This is a genomic window from Pleomorphochaeta naphthae (assembly GCF_055396005.1).
This window is the reverse complement of sequence record NZ_AP042457.1, coordinates 918603-936659: the sequence shown is the minus strand read 5'-3', so window position 1 is coordinate 936659 and position 18057 is coordinate 918603. Positions and strand designations below refer to the sequence as shown.

Genomic DNA, 18057 nt, shown 5'->3' with positions numbered 1-18057 from the left:
AGAGGCTTTTTTAGTCTATAATTTACTATACATATGTTGATATATTTTACTTATTTTGTATTCTATACGGATTCAGGTATTAATAATTAAGAATATCAATTATTTAGTTTTACAACTTAGAAAGCAACTTAATATTTTATGTTAATATATTCAACTAAATTGGAGTAAAACTCGTAACTTTGAACTAATAAATAACAATTACTTTACAAAATCATACTAAACATAGTATTCTCAATAAGTAATTCGATTAAATGAAACTGAACTACAATTTTAATAAAAAATAGTAATGAGAAAAAATTAATGCTTATTCGATATAAAAAAGATTCTAAAGGAAATAGTATTCCATTTGCAAAAATATATACTAAAGACGAACACAAAATAGATTTATCCTTAATTGATAAGGATGCTTTGCGTGCGGTTAAGAAGCTTCAAGCAACAGGAGCTGAAGCTTATATAGTTGGAGGAGCAGTTAGAGACTTATTATTGAATAAAATGCCTAAAGATTTTGACATTACTACTAGTGCTTCACCAAGACAGATTCATAAATTGTTTTGGAATTCTAGAATTATTGGCAAAAGGTTTAAACTAGTACATTTAGAATATGGTGAAAAAATATTAGAAGTTTCAACTTTTAGAAGTGATGAAGAAAATTTTGGCATAAATAATAATGTTTTCGGAACTGTAGAGCAGGATGCAAAAAGAAGAGACTTTTCGATAAACTCTTTATATTATGACCCTAGCACTGAACAAGTTTTAGACTTCAATAATGCTATGGAAGATTTTAAAAATAAAAAAATATCTTCAATAATAGACTTAAAAGAAAGCTTTAAAGAAGACCCAGTAAGAATGCTTAGAGCCGTAAAATATAGTATTACTACAGGATTTAAATTAAGATACAATGTACACAGAGCTATAATTAAATATCATACTGAGTTAGCTAAAGTTTCAACTAGCAGACTGACAGAAGAAGTTAATAAAATATTATCATCTGGTTACAGTCGTGATATCTTTTTAAAACTACAGAAATATAAATTACTTGTTTATTTACTACCATGTTTTAGTATTTATACAAAACTAAACAATGTTCAAAATAGCTTATTGGAATTAGATTATAAAGTTAGACAGTATAAAAATGGTGAAAGTGAAGAAGTCAAACGCTCTGTCATGCTTTTACACCTAGTAAAGGAATTAATAATATTTAGTGACGAGAGTTTGACAGCTCGGGAGAGATTTAAAGAAACTTTTAGACAGGTTAAAGTATTAATTTCTCCAATGACTCCAAGTAATTATGAAGTTGAATTGTGTTGTGCACATCTATTAGAAATGAAAGGTTATAAAGTACCTAGAGGCTGTGTAAGACATCCTAGAGTTAGTAATAAATATGTTGATAGAAAACGAAAATTTACTACTAAAAAACGTGCTCCAAAAAAACATGATTTAGCTAAAAGAAAGAAAAAAGTTCAACCACAACAAAAAGTAGCCACTGTTTAATTCCATTCTTCCATATCAATAAATACTTGAGCTATGAATATTGACCCATATTTTTCAAGAGACTCGGATATATATTCTTGAAGCTCACCAAGAGAGGTTCTCATCATATGTTTTGATGGGATCCTTAATTTTATAGATAAAGAATATCCATTTTCTTGAACTTTTGCTTTTAATTTTAAAACCTTTATAGCTGGATCAAATTCATCTAAACAATGTATAACCATCTGAGTGAGGGCTGCTTCACTAATTACTGTTTTATCAAATCGTGTGAATTGAGGTCTTACGACTGTTTTTTCAAACACCTTAGATTTTTTCCAAGGTCTAAATATTTTTCTATTAAATAATACTTTCATCGAATCTATTACAATCTTTGGAGATGTTCTTGTTATTTCAATTGAAGGAACTGGAATAACATGTTTTCCTTCAGTAAATCTAATTCTCATCGCAGTGTCAATTTCATCTTTAGTTGCAATATCATCAATTTTGAAAATTTTATCAGGCTGAGGGAGGGAGAGGCGAGTTGCAATCTTCCTTACCATCTTTTCACTTGTACCGATTATTAATATTTTTCTAAATCTTTCTTTCTTCAATGCTTCAAGAACACTTTTGTAATGTTCTGGATCATCGAATACAGCAGTCCTTACTGCTGCTAAAAAAGTTTCATCTTGCTTTGCACTTCTGCCGGCTATTAACTTATTACCTTTTATTAAAAGGCCATCGTCAATAATTAAATCGATATTATATTCCTCTGCGACCATTTTTGACCTAAAGCTTTTTCCCGTTCCACTTTTACCAACTAATGCGTAGACTTTTATTCCACCAATTTTCCAAAAAGCATATTTAAATATTCGGTTCATATGTATAGTATAACTATACTTTCGATTTTTTGGAACTAACTTTATTAAAATATAGCATCATAATAATAAGTATTTTTTATAATATAAATTTATCTATAATATATTTCTTATTACTAATTTGTAATACTAAAATATTAAGTGAAATAAAACGAATTTCTATTAATAAATTCGATAATATATTAACTCGATTTTGGGAAAATTATTCAAAACAATACTTGAAAATAGAAACTATAAGCTTTATTATTAGCGAGGTGTTTATTTTAATAATCTTTTTTTCACAAAAAAATTGATATATAACTTTATTAAACACTAATTTATCGATTAATAATCAAATTGGAAAAAATAAGGAGCCTAAAATGCCTAAAGACGTTTTAACGTTTAAGAGAGGTGGAGTGCATCCTAAAGATCAAAAGCAATTTTCTAATACTAAACCGTTGGAAAAATTGCCCATACCTTCTTTAGTTGTTGTAAGTTTATCTCAACATTTAGGAGCCCCAGCAAAACCTTTAAAGAAGGTTGGAGATTATGTTAAAAAGGGTGAAAAAATTGGTACAGCTTCCAGCTTTATCAGTGCAGAAGTTCACTCGCCAGTCTCAGGGGTAATCAAAAAAATTATTAAGCAGCCTTTAGCTAATAGTGTTGTAGCTGATGCCTTTTTAATTGAAACTGATAAAGATGCTGATGAAGTTGTCTTTGAAAAGATTGATTATAGTAATAAGAGTGAAGAAGAGCTTTTAAATACTATAAAAGATTTAGGCGTAGTTGGGCTTGGAGGAGCGACTTTCCCATCCCATGTCAAATTCATGATACCTAAAGGGAAATTTGTTGAATATTTGGTAATAAATGGTGTTGAGTGTGAACCATATTTAACTAGTGACCATAGGACAATGCTTGAAAGAAGTGAAGAAGTTCTTGAAGGTATTATGATAGCAAAAAAAGTTACAAAAGCTAAACATGTTATCATAGGTATTGAAGAGAATAAGATGGATGCTGTTGAACTATTATCTAAAGTAATAAGTGAAAAAAACTATCCAATAAAGGTACAACCTTTAAAACTAAAATACCCACAAGGGGATGAAAAACAATTATTAAAAGCTACAATAAACCGTGAAATACCAAGTGGCAAATTACCATTAGATATCGGTGCCGTTGTTGCTAATATTGGAACTTGTTTTGCAATCTATGAAGCATGTGCTTTAAATAAACCTCTAATTGAAAGAGTTGTCTGTGTTAGTGGTGAGTGCATTGCTAATCCTAAAAATTTAATCGTTCCAATTGGAACACCAATTTCACAATTAATTGATTACTGCGGAGGTTTTAAAACTGAACCAGATAAGATTGTAAGTGGTGGAGCTATGATGGGATTCTCTTTTGCTTCTTTAGATATACCTGTTGTCAAAGGTACTAGTGGAGTTATTAGTATTCTTGAAGAAAATAAAGCTCGACAAACACCTTGCATCTCATGTGGTAAATGTGTTGAAGCATGTCCAATTGGCTTAATGCCAACAATGTTATACAGAAATATAAATAGTGGTAATTATCAAGTTGCTCTTGATAAATATTCATTGATGGATTGTAAAGAGTGTGGCTGTTGTGCCTATGTATGTCCTGCACATATCCCACTAGTTCATTCCTTTAAAACTGGTAAAAAACTAGCGAGGAAGAAGAAATGAGAGTAAAAATAACATCCTCTCCACATTTTCATAGTAAAAATTCTACCAAATCTATAATGTGGAATGTAAGTTTAGCTTTAGCTCCTGCTGCTCTTTGGGGAGTTTATGTATTTGGTATTAGAGCTCTATTCGTATTGTTGGTTTCTATTTTATCTAGTTGCTTTTTTGAATATATCTTAGGATATATCGATGGTAAAAAGACTATAAAAGAAAGTACTTTATTTGATGGCTCAGCATTTTTAACAGGTTTATTATTAGGTATGAATTTAAGTCCTACTATCCCATTTGCTATTATTATCTTAGCAAACGCATTTGCAATTGTAGTTGTAAAATGGACTTTCGGTGGTCTTGGATCAAACTGGATGAACCCAGCTCTAGCTGGTAGAGTTTTTGTATTTTTTAGTTTTACCTCATTAATGGGTAATTTTACAACTCCCAAAACTTTAAAAGTGGTAGATGCAATAGGTAGTGCAACACCTCTCTCTTATGTTAAAACTAGCATTAGTGGTGGCCTATCAAACTTAAATCCTTCAGATATTTTAGCTCAAGCTTCTTATCCAACTACTAATTTTGCACTTAAACTATCTGAATCTACAGGTATTTCTCCTTATGCAATAGATGCCTTCTTTGGAAACATAGGTGGTTGTATTGGTGAAGTTAGTGCTTTCCTTTTAATTATCGGTGGTATTTATTTAATAGCTAAGAAAATTATTTCTTACCATATTCCTGTTTATTATATCTTAACTTTTTCTCTTTTAACTTGGATTTTTGCAGGAGTTAGAGATAATTTAGGTCTATTCCATGGTGAAGTCTTATCACAAATCTTTTCCGGTGGACTTATGCTAGGTGCCATCTTTATGGCAACAGATATGGTAACCTCGCCAATCACAAAAAAAGGTAGAATAATTTATGCTATCGGTTGTGGATTCTTTACCTTTTTAATTAGATATTTTGGATCTCTACCAGAAGCAGTATCCTTAGCAATTATATTGATGAATATTGTAACTCCAACTATTGATAGATATATTGTACCTAAGAAATTCGGCTATGTTAAAAAAGCTAAAGTAAAGGGGGCTAACTAATGAAAAATTATCTTAAAACTTCAATAGTCTTAGCTTTAATTTGTGCTGTTGCAGCAATAGTATTAGCTTTTTTAAATGGTGTTACTAAACCTGTAATTATTGAATATGAGAACCAAAAGACTTTAAATGCTTTAGAGGCTGTTAGCAATGGATTTACTATTAGTGAAGATAGTAATTCAGTTGAAGATAATTCTTTTGTAAACTATTACTACACACTAAGTAATAATGGTGAAACTGAAGGATATTTATTAAATTTAACAGCAGTTGGTTATGGTGGTAAAATATCTTTAGTAGCTTCATATAACAAAGCAGGTGAAGTGTTACAAGCAAAAGTTGTAAGTGATAGCGAAACACCTGGTTTAGGTAAAAAAAGTGAAGAAGATTGGTATATGACTAAATATATCAAAAAAGATCCAGTTCCAACTAAAAAGACTCAACTAAATAGTGAAGAAGCAGCCGCAATTAGTGGTGCTTCGATTACCTTTGCAGCCATTGGTAATGCACTTCAAGCTGGAAGTACTTTTGTAAAAGATATGGGGGCTAACTAATGAAGAATAATCATATGAAAGAGTTGACAAAAGGTATCTTCAAAGAAAACCCAACTTTTGTATTGTTATTAGGATTATGTCCTACCTTAGGTGTTACCACTATGGTTTCAAACGCTATTGGTATGGGATTTAGTGTATTATTTGTTTTAACTTGTAGTAATATTATGATTAGCTTACTTAGAAAGGTAATTCCAGACTCAGTTAGAATTCCTAGCTATATCGTAATAATTGCATCCTTTGTTACAATTATTGAAATGATATTACATGCTTTTATTCCTGACGTTTACACAGCACTTGGAGTATTCTTACCTCTTATAGTTGTAAACTGTATTATTTTAGGAAGAGCAGAAGCATTTGCAAGTAAGAACACTGTTTTAGATTCAATTTTAGATGGTATTGGAATGGGAATTGGATTTACTCTTGCTCTCATTTTAATAGCTACTATTAGGGAAGTATTTGGTTCAGGTACTATTACACTATTCCCACTAGGATCTTTTGATGGTGTTATTGAAATCCCATTTATCAATAAGTGGCCTATTAGAGTAATGACTTTAGCACCTGGTGCGCTATTATTAATGGGTTATTTAAAAGCCTATTTCGAATTCTACTCAAGAAGAAAGGCTAAGAAGGAGAAACTTGCATGACCTATATAGCAATTTTAATTACATATATATTTATTAGCAACTTTATTTTAGTACAATTTTTAGGAATGTGTCCTTTTATAGGTGTTTCTAAAAGTAGTGAAAGTGCACTAGGAATGGGAATGGCAGTAACTTTTGTTACCTCAATTGCATCTGTCGTATGTTGGAGCGTTTATCAGTTTTTATTATTACCTTTTGAGCTAGAATATTTAAGAACAGTAGCTTTCATTTTAGTTATTGCAAGTTTAGTTCAACTAGTAGAATTAGTTATTAGAAAAATAAGTCCTCCATTATATAAAGCTTTAGGAATCTTTTTACCTTTAATTACAACTAACTGTGCAGTATTAGGTATTGCAATTATCAACATCGATGAAAATTACTCTTGCTTAGAATCATTTTTTGGTGGATTAGCAGCTGGTTTAGGATTTACTCTTGCAATAGTTCTAATGAGTAATATTCGTGAAAAATTAGATTTAGCTCCTGTAAGAAGAAGTTTTAAAGGTGTACCTATTGCTTTTGTTTCAGCCGGTCTTATGGCTTTAGCATTTATGGCCTTTGATAAATCTTTATTGATGAACTTACATTTAGTATAAGAGAGTAGATAATGAATATATTTTTAGCATTTTTAATTATTACTGTAATGGGTTTGCTACTTGGAATTGGTTTAGCTTTCGCAGCTAAAAAATTAGCAGTAGCAAAAGACCAGAAACAAATAGATATAGAGGCTGTACTTCCTGGAGCAAACTGTGGTGGTTGTGGCTACCCAGGCTGTGCTGGATACGCTGAAGCTTGTGCAAAAGGAGAATGTGCCTTAAATTTATGTGCACCAGGTGGAAGTGAAGTAGCAAAGAAAGTCGGAGAAATTATGGGACAAAGCGTTGAAGTTAGTTCAACTAAAAAAGTTGCATATGTTTTCTGTGACGGAGATTGTGAAAAAACTCAAAAAGATTTCGATTATGAAGGAATTAGCGATTGTAATGCAGCAGCTCTATTATTTGGTGGCGATTTTGCTTGTAAAGAGGGTTGTTTACAATTAGGTTCTTGTATTAATGTTTGTCCAGTAGACGCTATATCAAAAAAAGAGAATGGCCACATAGAAGTTGACCCCTCTTTATGCATAGCTTGTGGTAAATGTGTTGATATTTGTCCACATAATGTTATAAAACTTATTGATGATAATAGCGATTACGTTGTAAAGTGTAATAACCACGATTCTGGAGCTAAGGTCAGAAAAGTTTGTGAAGTGGGTTGTATAGGATGTGGAATCTGTGTTAGAAAGTTCCCTGAGTCTGGGTGCTCAATGGACGGTTTCTTATCAGTATTCGATAATTCTAAACCTCATTCGCAAATTGAAGAAGCTGCTAAAGCGTGCCCAAAACAATGTATTGTAAAACGTAATTAAGGAGACAGACTTTAAAAATGTCATATATAGTTGGAGCATATTCTCAATTAGCAGGAGGAACACCTTCTGAGTCTTATCAGCATATTTTAAATAATGCTATAAAACCTTTGTTAACTGAGGTTTATAAAAGAGAGGATATATTTCTCCAACTATACTTAGGTGGAGCTTTACTTCAGTGGCTTGATAGTTCTCACTCTGAAGTAAACATGTTAATAAAAAATTTATCAAAATCAAATAAACTTGACATGATGACAGGAAGTTTTCATCAAGCAATACTTCCTATAGTTCCACCTTCCGATCGTATTCTACAAATTGAAACAACAACGAATTTCATTGCAAAGAAATACAAAAAACTACCTAAAACATTTTGGTGTTATGGTGAAATCTGGGACCCATCACTAATTAGCTGTTTAAGCTTAAGTAAAATAGAAAAAGTGATTATCTCTCTAGATAATAATAACACATACTCTGACGCACCACCTAAACCTTTTAGAATGCAAGAACTTGGTAGAAGTGTAGATATTATTCCAATTGATACTAGAATAAGTAAATTAATCCATGATTTCGGTCTTGGAAAAATTACTTATGAAACAATGTTTGAAAGAATAAAAAATTTAAATGATGATTCAGTCCAAGTTGCTATGATTAATTTAAATCAATTATGCCAAGGAAATATTACAAATTCACAAGTAACTGAATTATTTACATATTTTTTTGATAATTGTGAATTATCATTAGATGTATTATATAAGAAAAATGAAATATTACCCTTATCTTATTTAGAAAAGGGTTGGTATGGTTTTGACGCTTTGATCCCTAAGAATTCTATCCATGGAGTCTTATATCAAGATCAGAGTTTAAATTATTTATATAATCGTGTCATTTCGATGATAGAAGTATCTAAATTATATAAGAAAAATCGCGATACAAAGCGTAAAATTGCAAAATTAATCCCTAAAATATTAACCGGAGCACCGTATCTTTACGACTCAAATGCTTCCATTTTGAAAGGATCAATAAGATCACATTTATATAAATACTTAATAGATTTAGAAAAACTATTAATAACATTAGATGATTTTTCATATCCCTTTATTCAAGATGTAGATAAAGATAATCTCAATGAAGTTATTTCAGGTGGGAAAAATTTTAATGCAGTAATTGATTCAAAAGGTGGAAGTCTTCTCGAATTAAAATACTTTCCAGCTAGATATAATTTTGTAAATGGTTTATTACCCTACAATTATAATAATGATACAGATAAATTGGCTTTAGCTGGAGTAAAGCAAAAGCTATTTAAAGATGTATTTTTAGACAAGAACTTTGATTTATCGACTTATACAATGAAGAGCAATAAATTAACTGAATTGCCATATGAGATAAATATTGTAGACAATAAATTTACTGAATTTAAATTAGAATCTAAATCTAAAGTATCTTTAGGTATTACAATTAATAAACATTATAAGTTTTTCTCTAATGAAATCCAACTATCTGTAAAATTAACTAACACATCATTACACGATAAAGCCTTTAAATATGGTGTAGAAATACCATTAAGCTTTTATCCCTTTGAAAATAATGTTAATGTCTTAATTGATGATGAGAATATAATATCTAATAATAAAAAAGATTTTGATAAAATATCTTCAATTAAACTTAATGATAAAAAGCATAAAACCAAAATTGGATTTAGTTTTTATGAAAAGTGCAATCTTTTTTATCAGAATTCGTATTTATCAACTCGTACCGTTGTTGGAGAAGAAAATCTTTACCAGTTCTCTTTATTTTTACCTACATGGGATGTTAAAATCAAAAGCAAAGAAACTAGGGAGTTTAATCTTATTCTAAGAATTGGACGAAATATTTAATTTATTGGAGATCAACATGTTTATAGAGAAAAAAGCATTATTAACAGATATAAAAAATGAAGCCTTAAAAGTTTGGAGGCGTCTTTGACAACAATAAAGTCAAAGAAAAAATAGAAAAAATTGAACAATTAACTTCAAGTCCTACATTTTGGAGTGAAAATGAGAATCCTGAAAAGGTGTTTAAAGAATTAACCTTATTAAAGGAAAGTTATTATCCTTGGCAAAAATTAATTCAATCAATTGACGAAATTTTTGAGATTATAGAATTATATGAAGATGAAGATAATGAAGAAATTCAAAATGAGATTAATTCACAAATAGAAGAAGTAGAAAAAATATATAACCCTCTAAGGATTAAAACACTTTTAAATCAAAAATATGACCAAAATGATTGTTATTTAACAATTCATTCAGGCTCAGGAGGTACTGAGGCTAGTGATTGGGCACAAATGTTAATGCGACTTTATCTAAGGTGGTGTGAAAAAAAAGGCTTTCAAACATCTATAATTGATATCTTAGAAGATCAAGGTGGAATAAAAAGTGCAACAATTCTAGTTAAGGGAGATTTTGCTTTTGGATACTTAAAAAGCGAGGCTGGTGTCCATCGCTTAGTTAGAATCTCCCCATTTGACTCACAAAAAAGACGTCATACCTCCTTTGGTTCGGTTTATACAACACCAGTGATTGAAGATGATATCGAAATTGAGTTAAATAGCGATGATTATAGACTTGATACATACAGAGCAGGAGGGGCTGGAGGGCAGCATGTTAACAAGACTGACAGTGCTGTTCGTATAACACACTTTGAATCTGGAATAGTGGTACAGTGCCAAAATGAGAGATCTCAATTAATGAATAAAGAAGTAGCATTTAAAATGTTAAGATCAAAACTTTATGCTTACTACGAAGAAAAACGAAAGAAAGAACATGAAGAAAATGCGATAAAGAAAAAAGAGATTTCATGGGGTTCACAAATAAGAAGTTATGTTTTCCAACCTTATACCATGGTAAAAGATCATAGAACAAATGCTCAATCCACAAATGTAAATGCAGTTATGGATGGAGATATAGATGTATTTATAGAAGCCTATTTACAATGGATACAAGAGGATTAATGTATGAAAAAAGGCTTTGTTTTATTAATTTTAATTAATTTATCTTTTACTATTTATGCCTCAACCTTCGATATTGGGGTCGCTTTAGCTATTGATAGTAAAGATAATTTAAATCTACTTAATAATGACAAAGCTGCTACCTTAGTAGAAAATATTTATACATACAAAGCAGAGGATATTGATGTAAGCAATTTTGATTTTATTTATGAAATTTGCACAACATATCTTACATCAATGAATCTAACTACTTATTTCACAGATAAAAAAAAACAGATATTAGAAGATACAAGTGAAAAAGAATTATATGAAACACACTCAAAAGCAATAGAATCATATTCACAATCTCCTACTTCAGATAACTTAGAAAAAATTGAAGAGACAAAAAGCATATTATCTTCACCTCAAGAACTTGATGATTTAAAATTAGGTTTCAAAAAACTTAAAAAAGGAGCATTAATTTCACTATTAGTAGAAAACCACAATGAATATATAATAAAAAATATATTAAACAAAGAAGAAATCGATGGACTGATATTAATAAGTTTTCCAAAAATTAATAATATTAAAACTTTAAAAATAGAATATACAGATTCAAGTAAAAAAGAAATTATATTTGACAAAGTTTTATCAACACAGTTTTTAAATAATCTAAGTGCTGACATTTTATTAAGTTTTATAAACTATTTTAACCCATCTTATTCACTTTTAAACATTAACAAGAATGAAAATGTTCAAAGTATTCAAGAAATTACTAATACAACAAAAGATAAATTAAATCTAGAAGATGAAGAGAATTATAATTCCGTATATTTAAGAGAAAGTGATTTACAAAAGATAAATACTAACAATGAATATTTGATATCTGAAAAAGGAATTCACTATTTTTTAGTTTCGAATTCACTAAACTCTAAAATAGTGAAAATTAATTTAGAATCTGGTATAAATATTTTAGATGTAGCTTTAGAACAACCAATAGTTGATAATATTAACTTATTATCTAATGTTGGAAATGTTTTTTTCTATCTAAACGGAACCCCTTTGGAAAATGGTTCAGCTATATCTCTTAATAATCAAAGTCTTCCATTTTACATAGAAGCTAAAAAAGAGGGCTTTGATTCTATTACATTACAGAATTTTAGCGATTTAGAGAACATCAGTTTTACATTAAAACCTACATGGATGAAAGAAAGTAAGATAGTGGATAAAGAGCAAGAAGAATTTTATTCTTCACTCTTTTCATTTATAATGTTAACATTTGGATCATTAACTATAAATAATATAAATGATGCACTAAATAACGAAACAATAGAACCAGTTTTAGATATTTTATCGCCATCTGTTGTCTCTATTAGTTCAATAAATATTATATATAAGTTAATATCATATTTAAAATTAGCAACTACATAAATATAATTATATGGAGCAAATATGTTTAAAAAATTCGGGTCAAAACTAAAGGCCTTATTGAGCACTAAAAAGTTAGATGAAAGTTTCTTTGAAGATTTAGAAGATTTACTAGTTGAAGGTGATTTAGGAGCCTCATTAGCAATGGATCTTTCTGATAAATTAAGAGCTAAAGCTAAGGAAGAAAAATGTGACACTCAAGAAGGTTTACAAAATATATTAAAAGACCTATTAAAAGGAAAAGTTAAATCATATCAACTGCCTTTGAAAAAAGATGAATTAACGATTGTCTTAGTATTAGGAGTTAATGGAGTTGGAAAAACCACATCCATTGCAAAAATAGCAAACAAGTATAAAAATGAAGGACATTCCGTCCTTTTAGCTGCTGCCGATACATTTAGAGCTGCAGCAATAGATCAATTAGAATTACATGCGAATAGACTAGGAGTTAGGATAGTTAAACAAAAAAATGGAAGCGACCCAGGAGCTGTAATCTTTGATGCAATAACTAGTGCTCAAGCTAAAGGAGATAATTTAATTTTAGCCGACACCGCTGGAAGAATGCACAATAAAGATAATCTTTTAAGAGAATTAAAGAAAATTGATAAAGTAATTAAAGCAAAAGGAATTGATGATGCTCACTATAAAAAAATATTAGTAATAGATAGTACAACAGGTCAAAACGGTTTTTCACAAGCTCAATTATTCAACGATGCAGTTAAATTAGATGGGCTAATCTTATCAAAATACGATAGTGCAGCTAAAGGTGGATCACTAGTGCAAATCGGAGAAAAGTTAAACTTACCAGTAGCTTTTGTAGGAGTTGGAGAATCATATAAAGATATAAAACCCTTCGATGAAGATGAATTCTTAAACGCTTTAGTTGGGTTAGAATAAAAAAAGAGTTAATATGAAAAAAGCCTTTTTAATTGGTATAAATCTATTAATAGTTATTAATCTATTTGCCACAACTTATAAGTCCAATTCTATTGGACAAAAGTTGGGCAAATATAATAATGATAGTGAATACTATTTAATTGAAAAGGAAGATAATAATATAATTGAACAAGAATTATATAAAAATGATGAATTAATACAAAAGAAAACAATTACTGTAACCGGTACTACTAAAACTATAGTAATTGAAGAAAACTCTTCAATTATTAAAAGAACATATGATAATAATTATATTATCAGTGAAGACAATGGCTCTACTAGAACAAATTATTATTATGATAAAAATCTTTTGTACGAAAAAACAATTATATCGAATGACCAATTAGTTGAATATTATAAATATTACTATACATATGATAATAAATTACAAGCTATCTTAAAATTTGATAAAACAGATAATACATTCTTTTCCACTTATTCATACAATAATGACTACCTAAGTTTGAGCATTAGTAATAATAATTATTTTAAACAATCTAAAATATATGATGGAATAATAAATTCAACAGAATATCAGAAGGATGAATTGATAAACAACATTGAAGTAGAAACTTTGGATGATGAAAATATTATTGTTATAGACAAAACTAAAGATGCATTAACTAAAGAATATTTTAATAAAGGAATTTTGAATAAGAGAGAAATATATGAAAATGATATATTAATCAAAGTTCAAGAATTTAAGTATGATGAAGATTTCTTTAAAAGTGAAGAAGTAATAACTGAAAAATTATATAATGAAATAACTAAATCGTATGATAAAGAAAGAAAGGATATAATTTCTTATAAAAATAATGAAATACTTTCAATTACTACTTATGAAAACAATGAATTAACTAGTTCTAGTACTTTTCATGACGATGATATTAAGATTGAGAATTTATATAAAAATAATGAAATTTATTGTACGATTACATATAAAAATGATAAAATAATTGATATTCAATATAGAGAGGTAAGGGATGATTTATAAAATTGCGTTTAGATATGCTTTTTCTCCGAAAAATCGTCATAAACTTACTTCAATTAGAATCGCTATAGGTTTAATATTTGCATCTTTAGCTTTAAATGTAATCTTAGCCTTTATGATTGGTTTACAAGATAAACGATTTTCTTTAATCCGTGAATATTCAAGTTATGATGCAATAATTGAAATAAATGATAACTTAAATGTTGAAGAATTATTAGAAAAGTTAAACAATGATCCTGATATTAAATTTGCATTTGAATTTATAGAAGTTCCAACAATAATTAGTGATGATTCTTCACAATTATTTGGGAAAATTCGAGGATTTAAACAAAGTGATTTTAAAGAACTATCTTATTCTTTAATTAAAGGAGATTTTTCATCTTCTGGCGTAATTTTAGGTTTTTCAAAGACTTTAACTTCGTCATTTGATTATTTAAAACCAGTTGATGTAACAATTTTAAAAAAAGGTAAAGCTGTTACTGTAGTCCCACTTCAAATTGAACAAACTGTTGAAGGAATATATTACACTCCAATATCAGATTTTAATAATTATTATGCATTTATGGATTACAATATCTTAAAACAATTTGCCCCATACACTCAAAGTCAAATAGGAGTATTCGGTAACGTAGATAAAATAAGAGCTATAGCAACACCATATGGCACTGTATCCTCTTGGATTGATCAAAATGAAAGTTTATATGCAGCTATGAAACTTGAACAATATTTGATGTATTTTACGCTTTCTCTCATGAGTTTAATTGTTCTATTCCAACTATATAATAGCACTTTAAATCTGATAAAAACAAAATCAGGTGAAATTGCTATGCTAAGGGCTTTAGGTATTACAAAAAGACAAACACAACAGATATTTTCACTTTCATCATTAATAGTAAGTTTAACTGGAATAATTTTTGGTACTCTAATATCTTATTTTGCATTAAATTATTCAAATTCAATTATGAGTTTTCTAAATCAAATAACTAATTATAGAATACCAATACTAAATGTAAGTGTTAATCTTTCATTTTCACTAAAAAATGCGAGTTTGGTTGCAATACCATTGATTCTAATAACATATTTGATGAGTAAATTGGCAATCAAAAAATTATTAAAGACAAATAACATGGAGATTTTGTTAAATGAGTAATATAATTGAATTGAAAGATATAACTAAAACATATCCTTTACCAGAAGGAAAAGGTAAATTAACTATAATAGACAACCTCTCATTAAATATAGAAGAAGGAAATTCAATCTCAATCATAGGAAAAAGTGGTTGTGGGAAAAGTACACTTTTACAAATTGCCGCTTCACTTCTAAAACCCACAAAAGGATCTGTTGTCTTCAATAATCAACTAACATCAACTCTATCTGATAAAGAATTGTGCAAAGTTAGGAACGCACAAATGGGTTTTATTTTTCAAAATAGCCTACTATTAGAAGATTTCAGCGCATATGAAAATATATTAATGCCTTTATTAATTTATGGTAAAAGTAATAAAGAAGCATCAAAAAGAGCAAAATATTTACTAGAAAAAGTAGGTTTATTAGATAGATCTGATCATAAACCCTTCCAACTCTCAGGAGGAGAAAAACAAAGGATTGCTTTAGCTAGAGCATTAAGTATTAACCCTAAAGTTATTTTTGCTGATGAACCTACAGGATCTCTAGATGAAGATAATGCAGCTTTTGTTGAAGATTTACTGATTAACTTAGTTGAAGAAGAGCATTCTACTTTAATCCTTGTAACTCATAATAAAGTATTTGCTAATAAATGTTCTAGAACTGTGAAATTAACACACGGACAAATAACAGAGGATATAAGTGAAGAATAATTTAAATAAAATTTTAATCAATAAAATTCTTTTTTCAAAAAATTCTAAAAATAAAATTATTAGATCTTTTATTCTAATAGTTTTAATTGTTTCTCTATTAACAGTATCTTCTATTTTTATTCATTCAATGTCTGAAGGCATTTCAACAAAATTTGCATTATTAGTAAATGGGGATGTAGAAATATATAGTGATAAAGAACTAACCCAACAATATGATTTTATAAAGAAAGCAGATACAGTTGCTTCGATAACAGCCTTGCTCTATGGTAAGGAAGATACCCAAATATCATCCATAAAAGCTGTAAATGATGATTACTTTAATGAAGATAGATTAGATTCACTACACATAGAGCAAATTGAAAACACAACAAATTTACCCTCAATAATAATATCTGAGGAAATATCTGAAGCTTTAAATCTTAAAATAGGGGATAGAGCAGCATTAATTCTTGCAAAAAATGAAAAAACAATAAGGCCAAAACTAGTCTTTATTAGGGGAATTTACAATTCTGGATATAAAGAAATTGATGAAAATTTTAGTTATATGAAGTTAGAAGATCTTAAATTGATTTATCAAGAGAATTTAAGAACTCATCAAGAACTCTTACTTAAAGATAATATTTCAATAGAAGAGGCTGTTAATACTTTTGAAGAAGATGGCCTTATAGCCTATCCATGGTATAAAATCCAACAATCAGTATATCAAAACTTACTTACAAGTACTCAAAGTCTTTCTATAGTGTTTTTAGTTATTGCACTATTAACTGGATATTTTATATCTTCAATCTCTTCAGATTTAATCACTAAAGATCATAGAACAATAGCGACAAATAAATTATTAGGCTTAAAAAATAAAGTTCTTCAAAAAAACTATTTTTTGGCGATAGAATTATTTACAATAGTTTCAACCTTCGTAGGATCACTGCTTGGTTTAATAATAAGTAAAACATTTTTAAAATTGCTAAATAATATTAACGTTACACAAATACCTTCGTTAAGTTGGTATCTATTTGATTTTGAAATAATTGTTCCATATAAAAATATATTTTTTATATGTTTATCACTTATATTTGTTTCTGTGATAAGCGTTTATCTTAGTTTAAGGAGAATAAAAAAGATTGAAGTACTAGATCTCTTGAATCATGAGTAAATCTTGTTGCTTTCATCAGTTTAATTTTTTATAATAAATTTATGGATTTAGAAGTTTTTGTATTAGGAACTAGTGGAATGATGCCTTTGCCAGGTAGATTTCTAACAAGTTCGATGGTAAGAAGGAAAGGGGAATTATTCCTCTTTGATTGCGGTGAAGGTACCCAGGTATCTTTAAAAATGTTAAACCTAAAGTGGAAAAAAATTAATAAAATTTTTATTTCCCATATGCATGCAGATCACGTTACAGGACTTCCTGGTATTTTAATGTTATCTTCTCAAGTCGATAGAGTAGAACCTTTATATATTTACGGTCCTAAAAAGCTAAAAGAATACATTGATTCTTCAAGAAAAATATTAGATATGTATATCAATTATGAAATTATCTTTATTGAAGTTAAAGAAGGAACAATAATTGATAATGATGAATATTCAATTGAAGCAATTAAATTAAATCATACAAAACCTTGCTTCGGATATGTTATGAGAGAAAAAGATAGACCAGGAGAATTTTTCCCAGAAAAAGCTCAAGCATTGAAAATTTCAGTTGGTCCAGATTTTGGAAGACTTCAAAGAGGAGAATCTGTAATTAATAGTGACGGACAGACAATAACCTCCGACATGGTTATGGGAGAAAGTAGGAAAGGGAGATCTTTTGCATATGTAACTGATACTCTTTACTTAAAGTCTATCGCTAAAAAAATAAAAAACGTTGACTTACTACTTTGCGAAGGAATGTTTGAGGCTGGAATGGAAGAGATAGCTAAAGAGAAAAAACACATGTGTGTCACACAAGCAGCTCAGATAGCTAATGATGCAAATGTTCAGATGCTGGCTCTAATTCACTATAGTCCACGCTATAATGACTTTGAACTAAAGGCCTTGAAGTACCAAGCAAAAGAAATTTTTGAAAACACTATTTTAACTAAAGATCGCATGATATTCTCTATACCTAATGATGGGAACCCAATAGAAATAACAAAAGAAAAAAGGAATTATATAAATACAAATAGAGTAGAAGTACTCTTATAACAATTAAAAGAGAGTCCAATTAGGGCT

At 29.0% G+C, this 18057-nt stretch carries 16 protein-coding genes and 1 pseudogene; 16 read left to right on the top strand and 1 reads right to left on the bottom strand.

All coding sequences use genetic code 11. The features are described from left to right. Positions 1 to 300: 300 nt before the first annotated feature. The gene (gene pcnB / locus ACZ5SO_RS04325) at positions 301 to 1491 is read left to right on the top strand and encodes a polynucleotide adenylyltransferase PcnB (RefSeq protein ID WP_464627051.1); all 1191 of its coding nucleotides are present in this window, start codon (positions 301 to 303) and stop codon (positions 1489 to 1491) included. On the opposite strand, the gene ACZ5SO_RS04320 is transcribed toward pcnB, so the two are convergent. After that, positions 1488 to 2348 carry a hypothetical protein gene (locus ACZ5SO_RS04320; protein WP_464627049.1) on the bottom strand — a complete coding sequence of 287 codons (861 nt, stop codon included), beginning with the start codon at positions 2346 to 2348 and terminating at the stop codon, positions 1488 to 1490. The two genes, pcnB and ACZ5SO_RS04320, sit on opposite strands and share 4 nt — an antisense overlap. A gap of 356 nt (positions 2349 to 2704) precedes the next feature. Between ACZ5SO_RS04320 and rsxC the strand changes: the two genes are divergently transcribed. The 15 genes and pseudogenes from rsxC to ACZ5SO_RS04245 form a co-directional block, all read left to right on the top strand. Then, entirely contained in the window at positions 2705 to 4021 is a 1317-nt protein-coding gene (gene rsxC, locus ACZ5SO_RS04315) for an electron transport complex subunit RsxC (RefSeq protein ID WP_464627048.1), read from the top strand. Then, positions 4018 to 5103, top strand: coding sequence for an RnfABCDGE type electron transport complex subunit D (locus ACZ5SO_RS04310; RefSeq protein ID WP_464627046.1), 1086 nt, complete (start codon positions 4018 to 4020; stop codon positions 5101 to 5103). The genes rsxC and ACZ5SO_RS04310 overlap by 4 nt, the downstream gene beginning before the upstream one ends. Continuing rightward, on the top strand, positions 5103 to 5651 hold the full coding sequence (locus ACZ5SO_RS04305) for an FMN-binding protein (RefSeq protein ID WP_464627045.1): 549 nt from the start codon (positions 5103 to 5105) through the stop codon (positions 5649 to 5651). Before ACZ5SO_RS04310 ends, ACZ5SO_RS04305 begins: the two co-directional genes overlap by 1 nt. Then, positions 5651 to 6295, top strand: a complete 645-nt coding sequence (rsxE, locus tag ACZ5SO_RS04300) for an electron transport complex subunit RsxE (protein ID WP_464627044.1) — start codon at positions 5651 to 5653, stop codon at positions 6293 to 6295. The genes ACZ5SO_RS04305 and rsxE overlap by 1 nt, the downstream gene beginning before the upstream one ends. Next, a complete protein-coding gene (gene rsxA, locus ACZ5SO_RS04295) occupies positions 6292 to 6885 on the top strand; it encodes an electron transport complex subunit RsxA (RefSeq protein WP_464627043.1) in 594 nt (197 codons plus the stop codon). The genes rsxE and rsxA overlap by 4 nt, the downstream gene beginning before the upstream one ends. A gap of 11 nt (positions 6886 to 6896) precedes the next feature. Further along, positions 6897 to 7694: an RnfABCDGE type electron transport complex subunit B gene (locus ACZ5SO_RS04290; RefSeq protein WP_464627041.1), complete on the top strand. Its 798-nt coding sequence runs from the start codon at positions 6897 to 6899 to the stop codon at positions 7692 to 7694. A gap of 17 nt (positions 7695 to 7711) precedes the next feature. Next, a complete protein-coding gene (locus tag ACZ5SO_RS04285; protein ID WP_464627040.1) occupies positions 7712 to 9565 on the top strand; it encodes an alpha-amylase/4-alpha-glucanotransferase domain-containing protein in 1854 nt (617 codons plus the stop codon). Between the two features lie 16 nt (positions 9566 to 9581). Then, positions 9582 to 10680 (top strand): peptide chain release factor 2 gene (gene prfB / locus ACZ5SO_RS04280; RefSeq protein ID WP_464627039.1). Its coding sequence is split into 2 segments (ribosomal slippage): positions 9582 to 9650 and positions 9652 to 10680, totalling 1098 coding nucleotides; the frame shifts between segments, so codons are not numbered across the junction. Positions 10681 to 10683: 3 nt separating this feature from the next. After that, complete coding sequence (locus tag ACZ5SO_RS04275) at positions 10684 to 12087, top strand: hypothetical protein (protein WP_464627037.1); 1404 nt, start codon at positions 10684 to 10686, stop codon at positions 12085 to 12087. A 21-nt stretch (positions 12088 to 12108) separates the two neighbouring features. Further along, positions 12109 to 12981: a signal recognition particle-docking protein FtsY gene (ftsY, locus tag ACZ5SO_RS04270; protein ID WP_464627036.1), complete on the top strand. Its 873-nt coding sequence runs from the start codon at positions 12109 to 12111 to the stop codon at positions 12979 to 12981. Positions 12982 to 12994: 13 nt separating this feature from the next. Then, a complete protein-coding gene (locus ACZ5SO_RS04265) occupies positions 12995 to 14014 on the top strand; it encodes a hypothetical protein (protein WP_464627035.1) in 1020 nt (339 codons plus the stop codon). After that, positions 14004 to 15161 carry an ABC transporter permease gene (locus ACZ5SO_RS04260; RefSeq protein WP_464627034.1) on the top strand — a complete coding sequence of 386 codons (1158 nt, stop codon included), beginning with the start codon at positions 14004 to 14006 and terminating at the stop codon, positions 15159 to 15161. Before ACZ5SO_RS04265 ends, ACZ5SO_RS04260 begins: the two co-directional genes overlap by 11 nt. Continuing rightward, positions 15154 to 15849, top strand: coding sequence for an ABC transporter ATP-binding protein (locus tag ACZ5SO_RS04255; protein ID WP_464627033.1), 696 nt, complete (start codon positions 15154 to 15156; stop codon positions 15847 to 15849). Before ACZ5SO_RS04260 ends, ACZ5SO_RS04255 begins: the two co-directional genes overlap by 8 nt. Then, a complete protein-coding gene (locus ACZ5SO_RS04250; RefSeq protein ID WP_464627031.1) occupies positions 15839 to 16999 on the top strand; it encodes an ABC transporter permease in 1161 nt (386 codons plus the stop codon). Before ACZ5SO_RS04255 ends, ACZ5SO_RS04250 begins: the two co-directional genes overlap by 11 nt. Before the next feature lie 41 nt (positions 17000 to 17040). Next, positions 17041 to 17949: pseudogene (locus tag ACZ5SO_RS04245) on the top strand (ribonuclease Z); the annotation flags it as partial. Positions 17950 to 18057: the final 108 nt, after the last annotated feature.

Coding starts and splice junctions, on each gene's coding strand:
- ACZ5SO_RS04255 (WP_464627033.1), top strand. CDS start 15,154: ATGAGTAATATAATTGAATTGAAAGATATAACTAAAACATATCCTTTA.
- ACZ5SO_RS04260 (WP_464627034.1), top strand. CDS start 14,004: ATGATTTATAAAATTGCGTTTAGATATGCTTTTTCTCCGAAAAATCGT.
- ACZ5SO_RS04310 (WP_464627046.1), top strand. CDS start 4,018: ATGAGAGTAAAAATAACATCCTCTCCACATTTTCATAGTAAAAATTCT.
- rsxE (WP_464627044.1), top strand. CDS start 5,651: ATGAAGAATAATCATATGAAAGAGTTGACAAAAGGTATCTTCAAAGAA.
- ACZ5SO_RS04320 (WP_464627049.1), bottom strand. CDS start 2,348: ATGAACCGAATATTTAAATATGCTTTTTGGAAAATTGGTGGAATAAAA.
- ACZ5SO_RS04265 (WP_464627035.1), top strand. CDS start 12,995: ATGAAAAAAGCCTTTTTAATTGGTATAAATCTATTAATAGTTATTAAT.
- ACZ5SO_RS04305 (WP_464627045.1), top strand. CDS start 5,103: ATGAAAAATTATCTTAAAACTTCAATAGTCTTAGCTTTAATTTGTGCT.
- ACZ5SO_RS04275 (WP_464627037.1), top strand. CDS start 10,684: ATGAAAAAAGGCTTTGTTTTATTAATTTTAATTAATTTATCTTTTACT.
- ACZ5SO_RS04285 (WP_464627040.1), top strand. CDS start 7,712: ATGTCATATATAGTTGGAGCATATTCTCAATTAGCAGGAGGAACACCT.
- ACZ5SO_RS04290 (WP_464627041.1), top strand. CDS start 6,897: ATGAATATATTTTTAGCATTTTTAATTATTACTGTAATGGGTTTGCTA.
- ftsY (WP_464627036.1), top strand. CDS start 12,109: ATGTTTAAAAAATTCGGGTCAAAACTAAAGGCCTTATTGAGCACTAAA.
- pcnB (WP_464627051.1), top strand. CDS start 301: ATGCTTATTCGATATAAAAAAGATTCTAAAGGAAATAGTATTCCATTT.
- rsxA (WP_464627043.1), top strand. CDS start 6,292: ATGACCTATATAGCAATTTTAATTACATATATATTTATTAGCAACTTT.
- rsxC (WP_464627048.1), top strand. CDS start 2,705: ATGCCTAAAGACGTTTTAACGTTTAAGAGAGGTGGAGTGCATCCTAAA.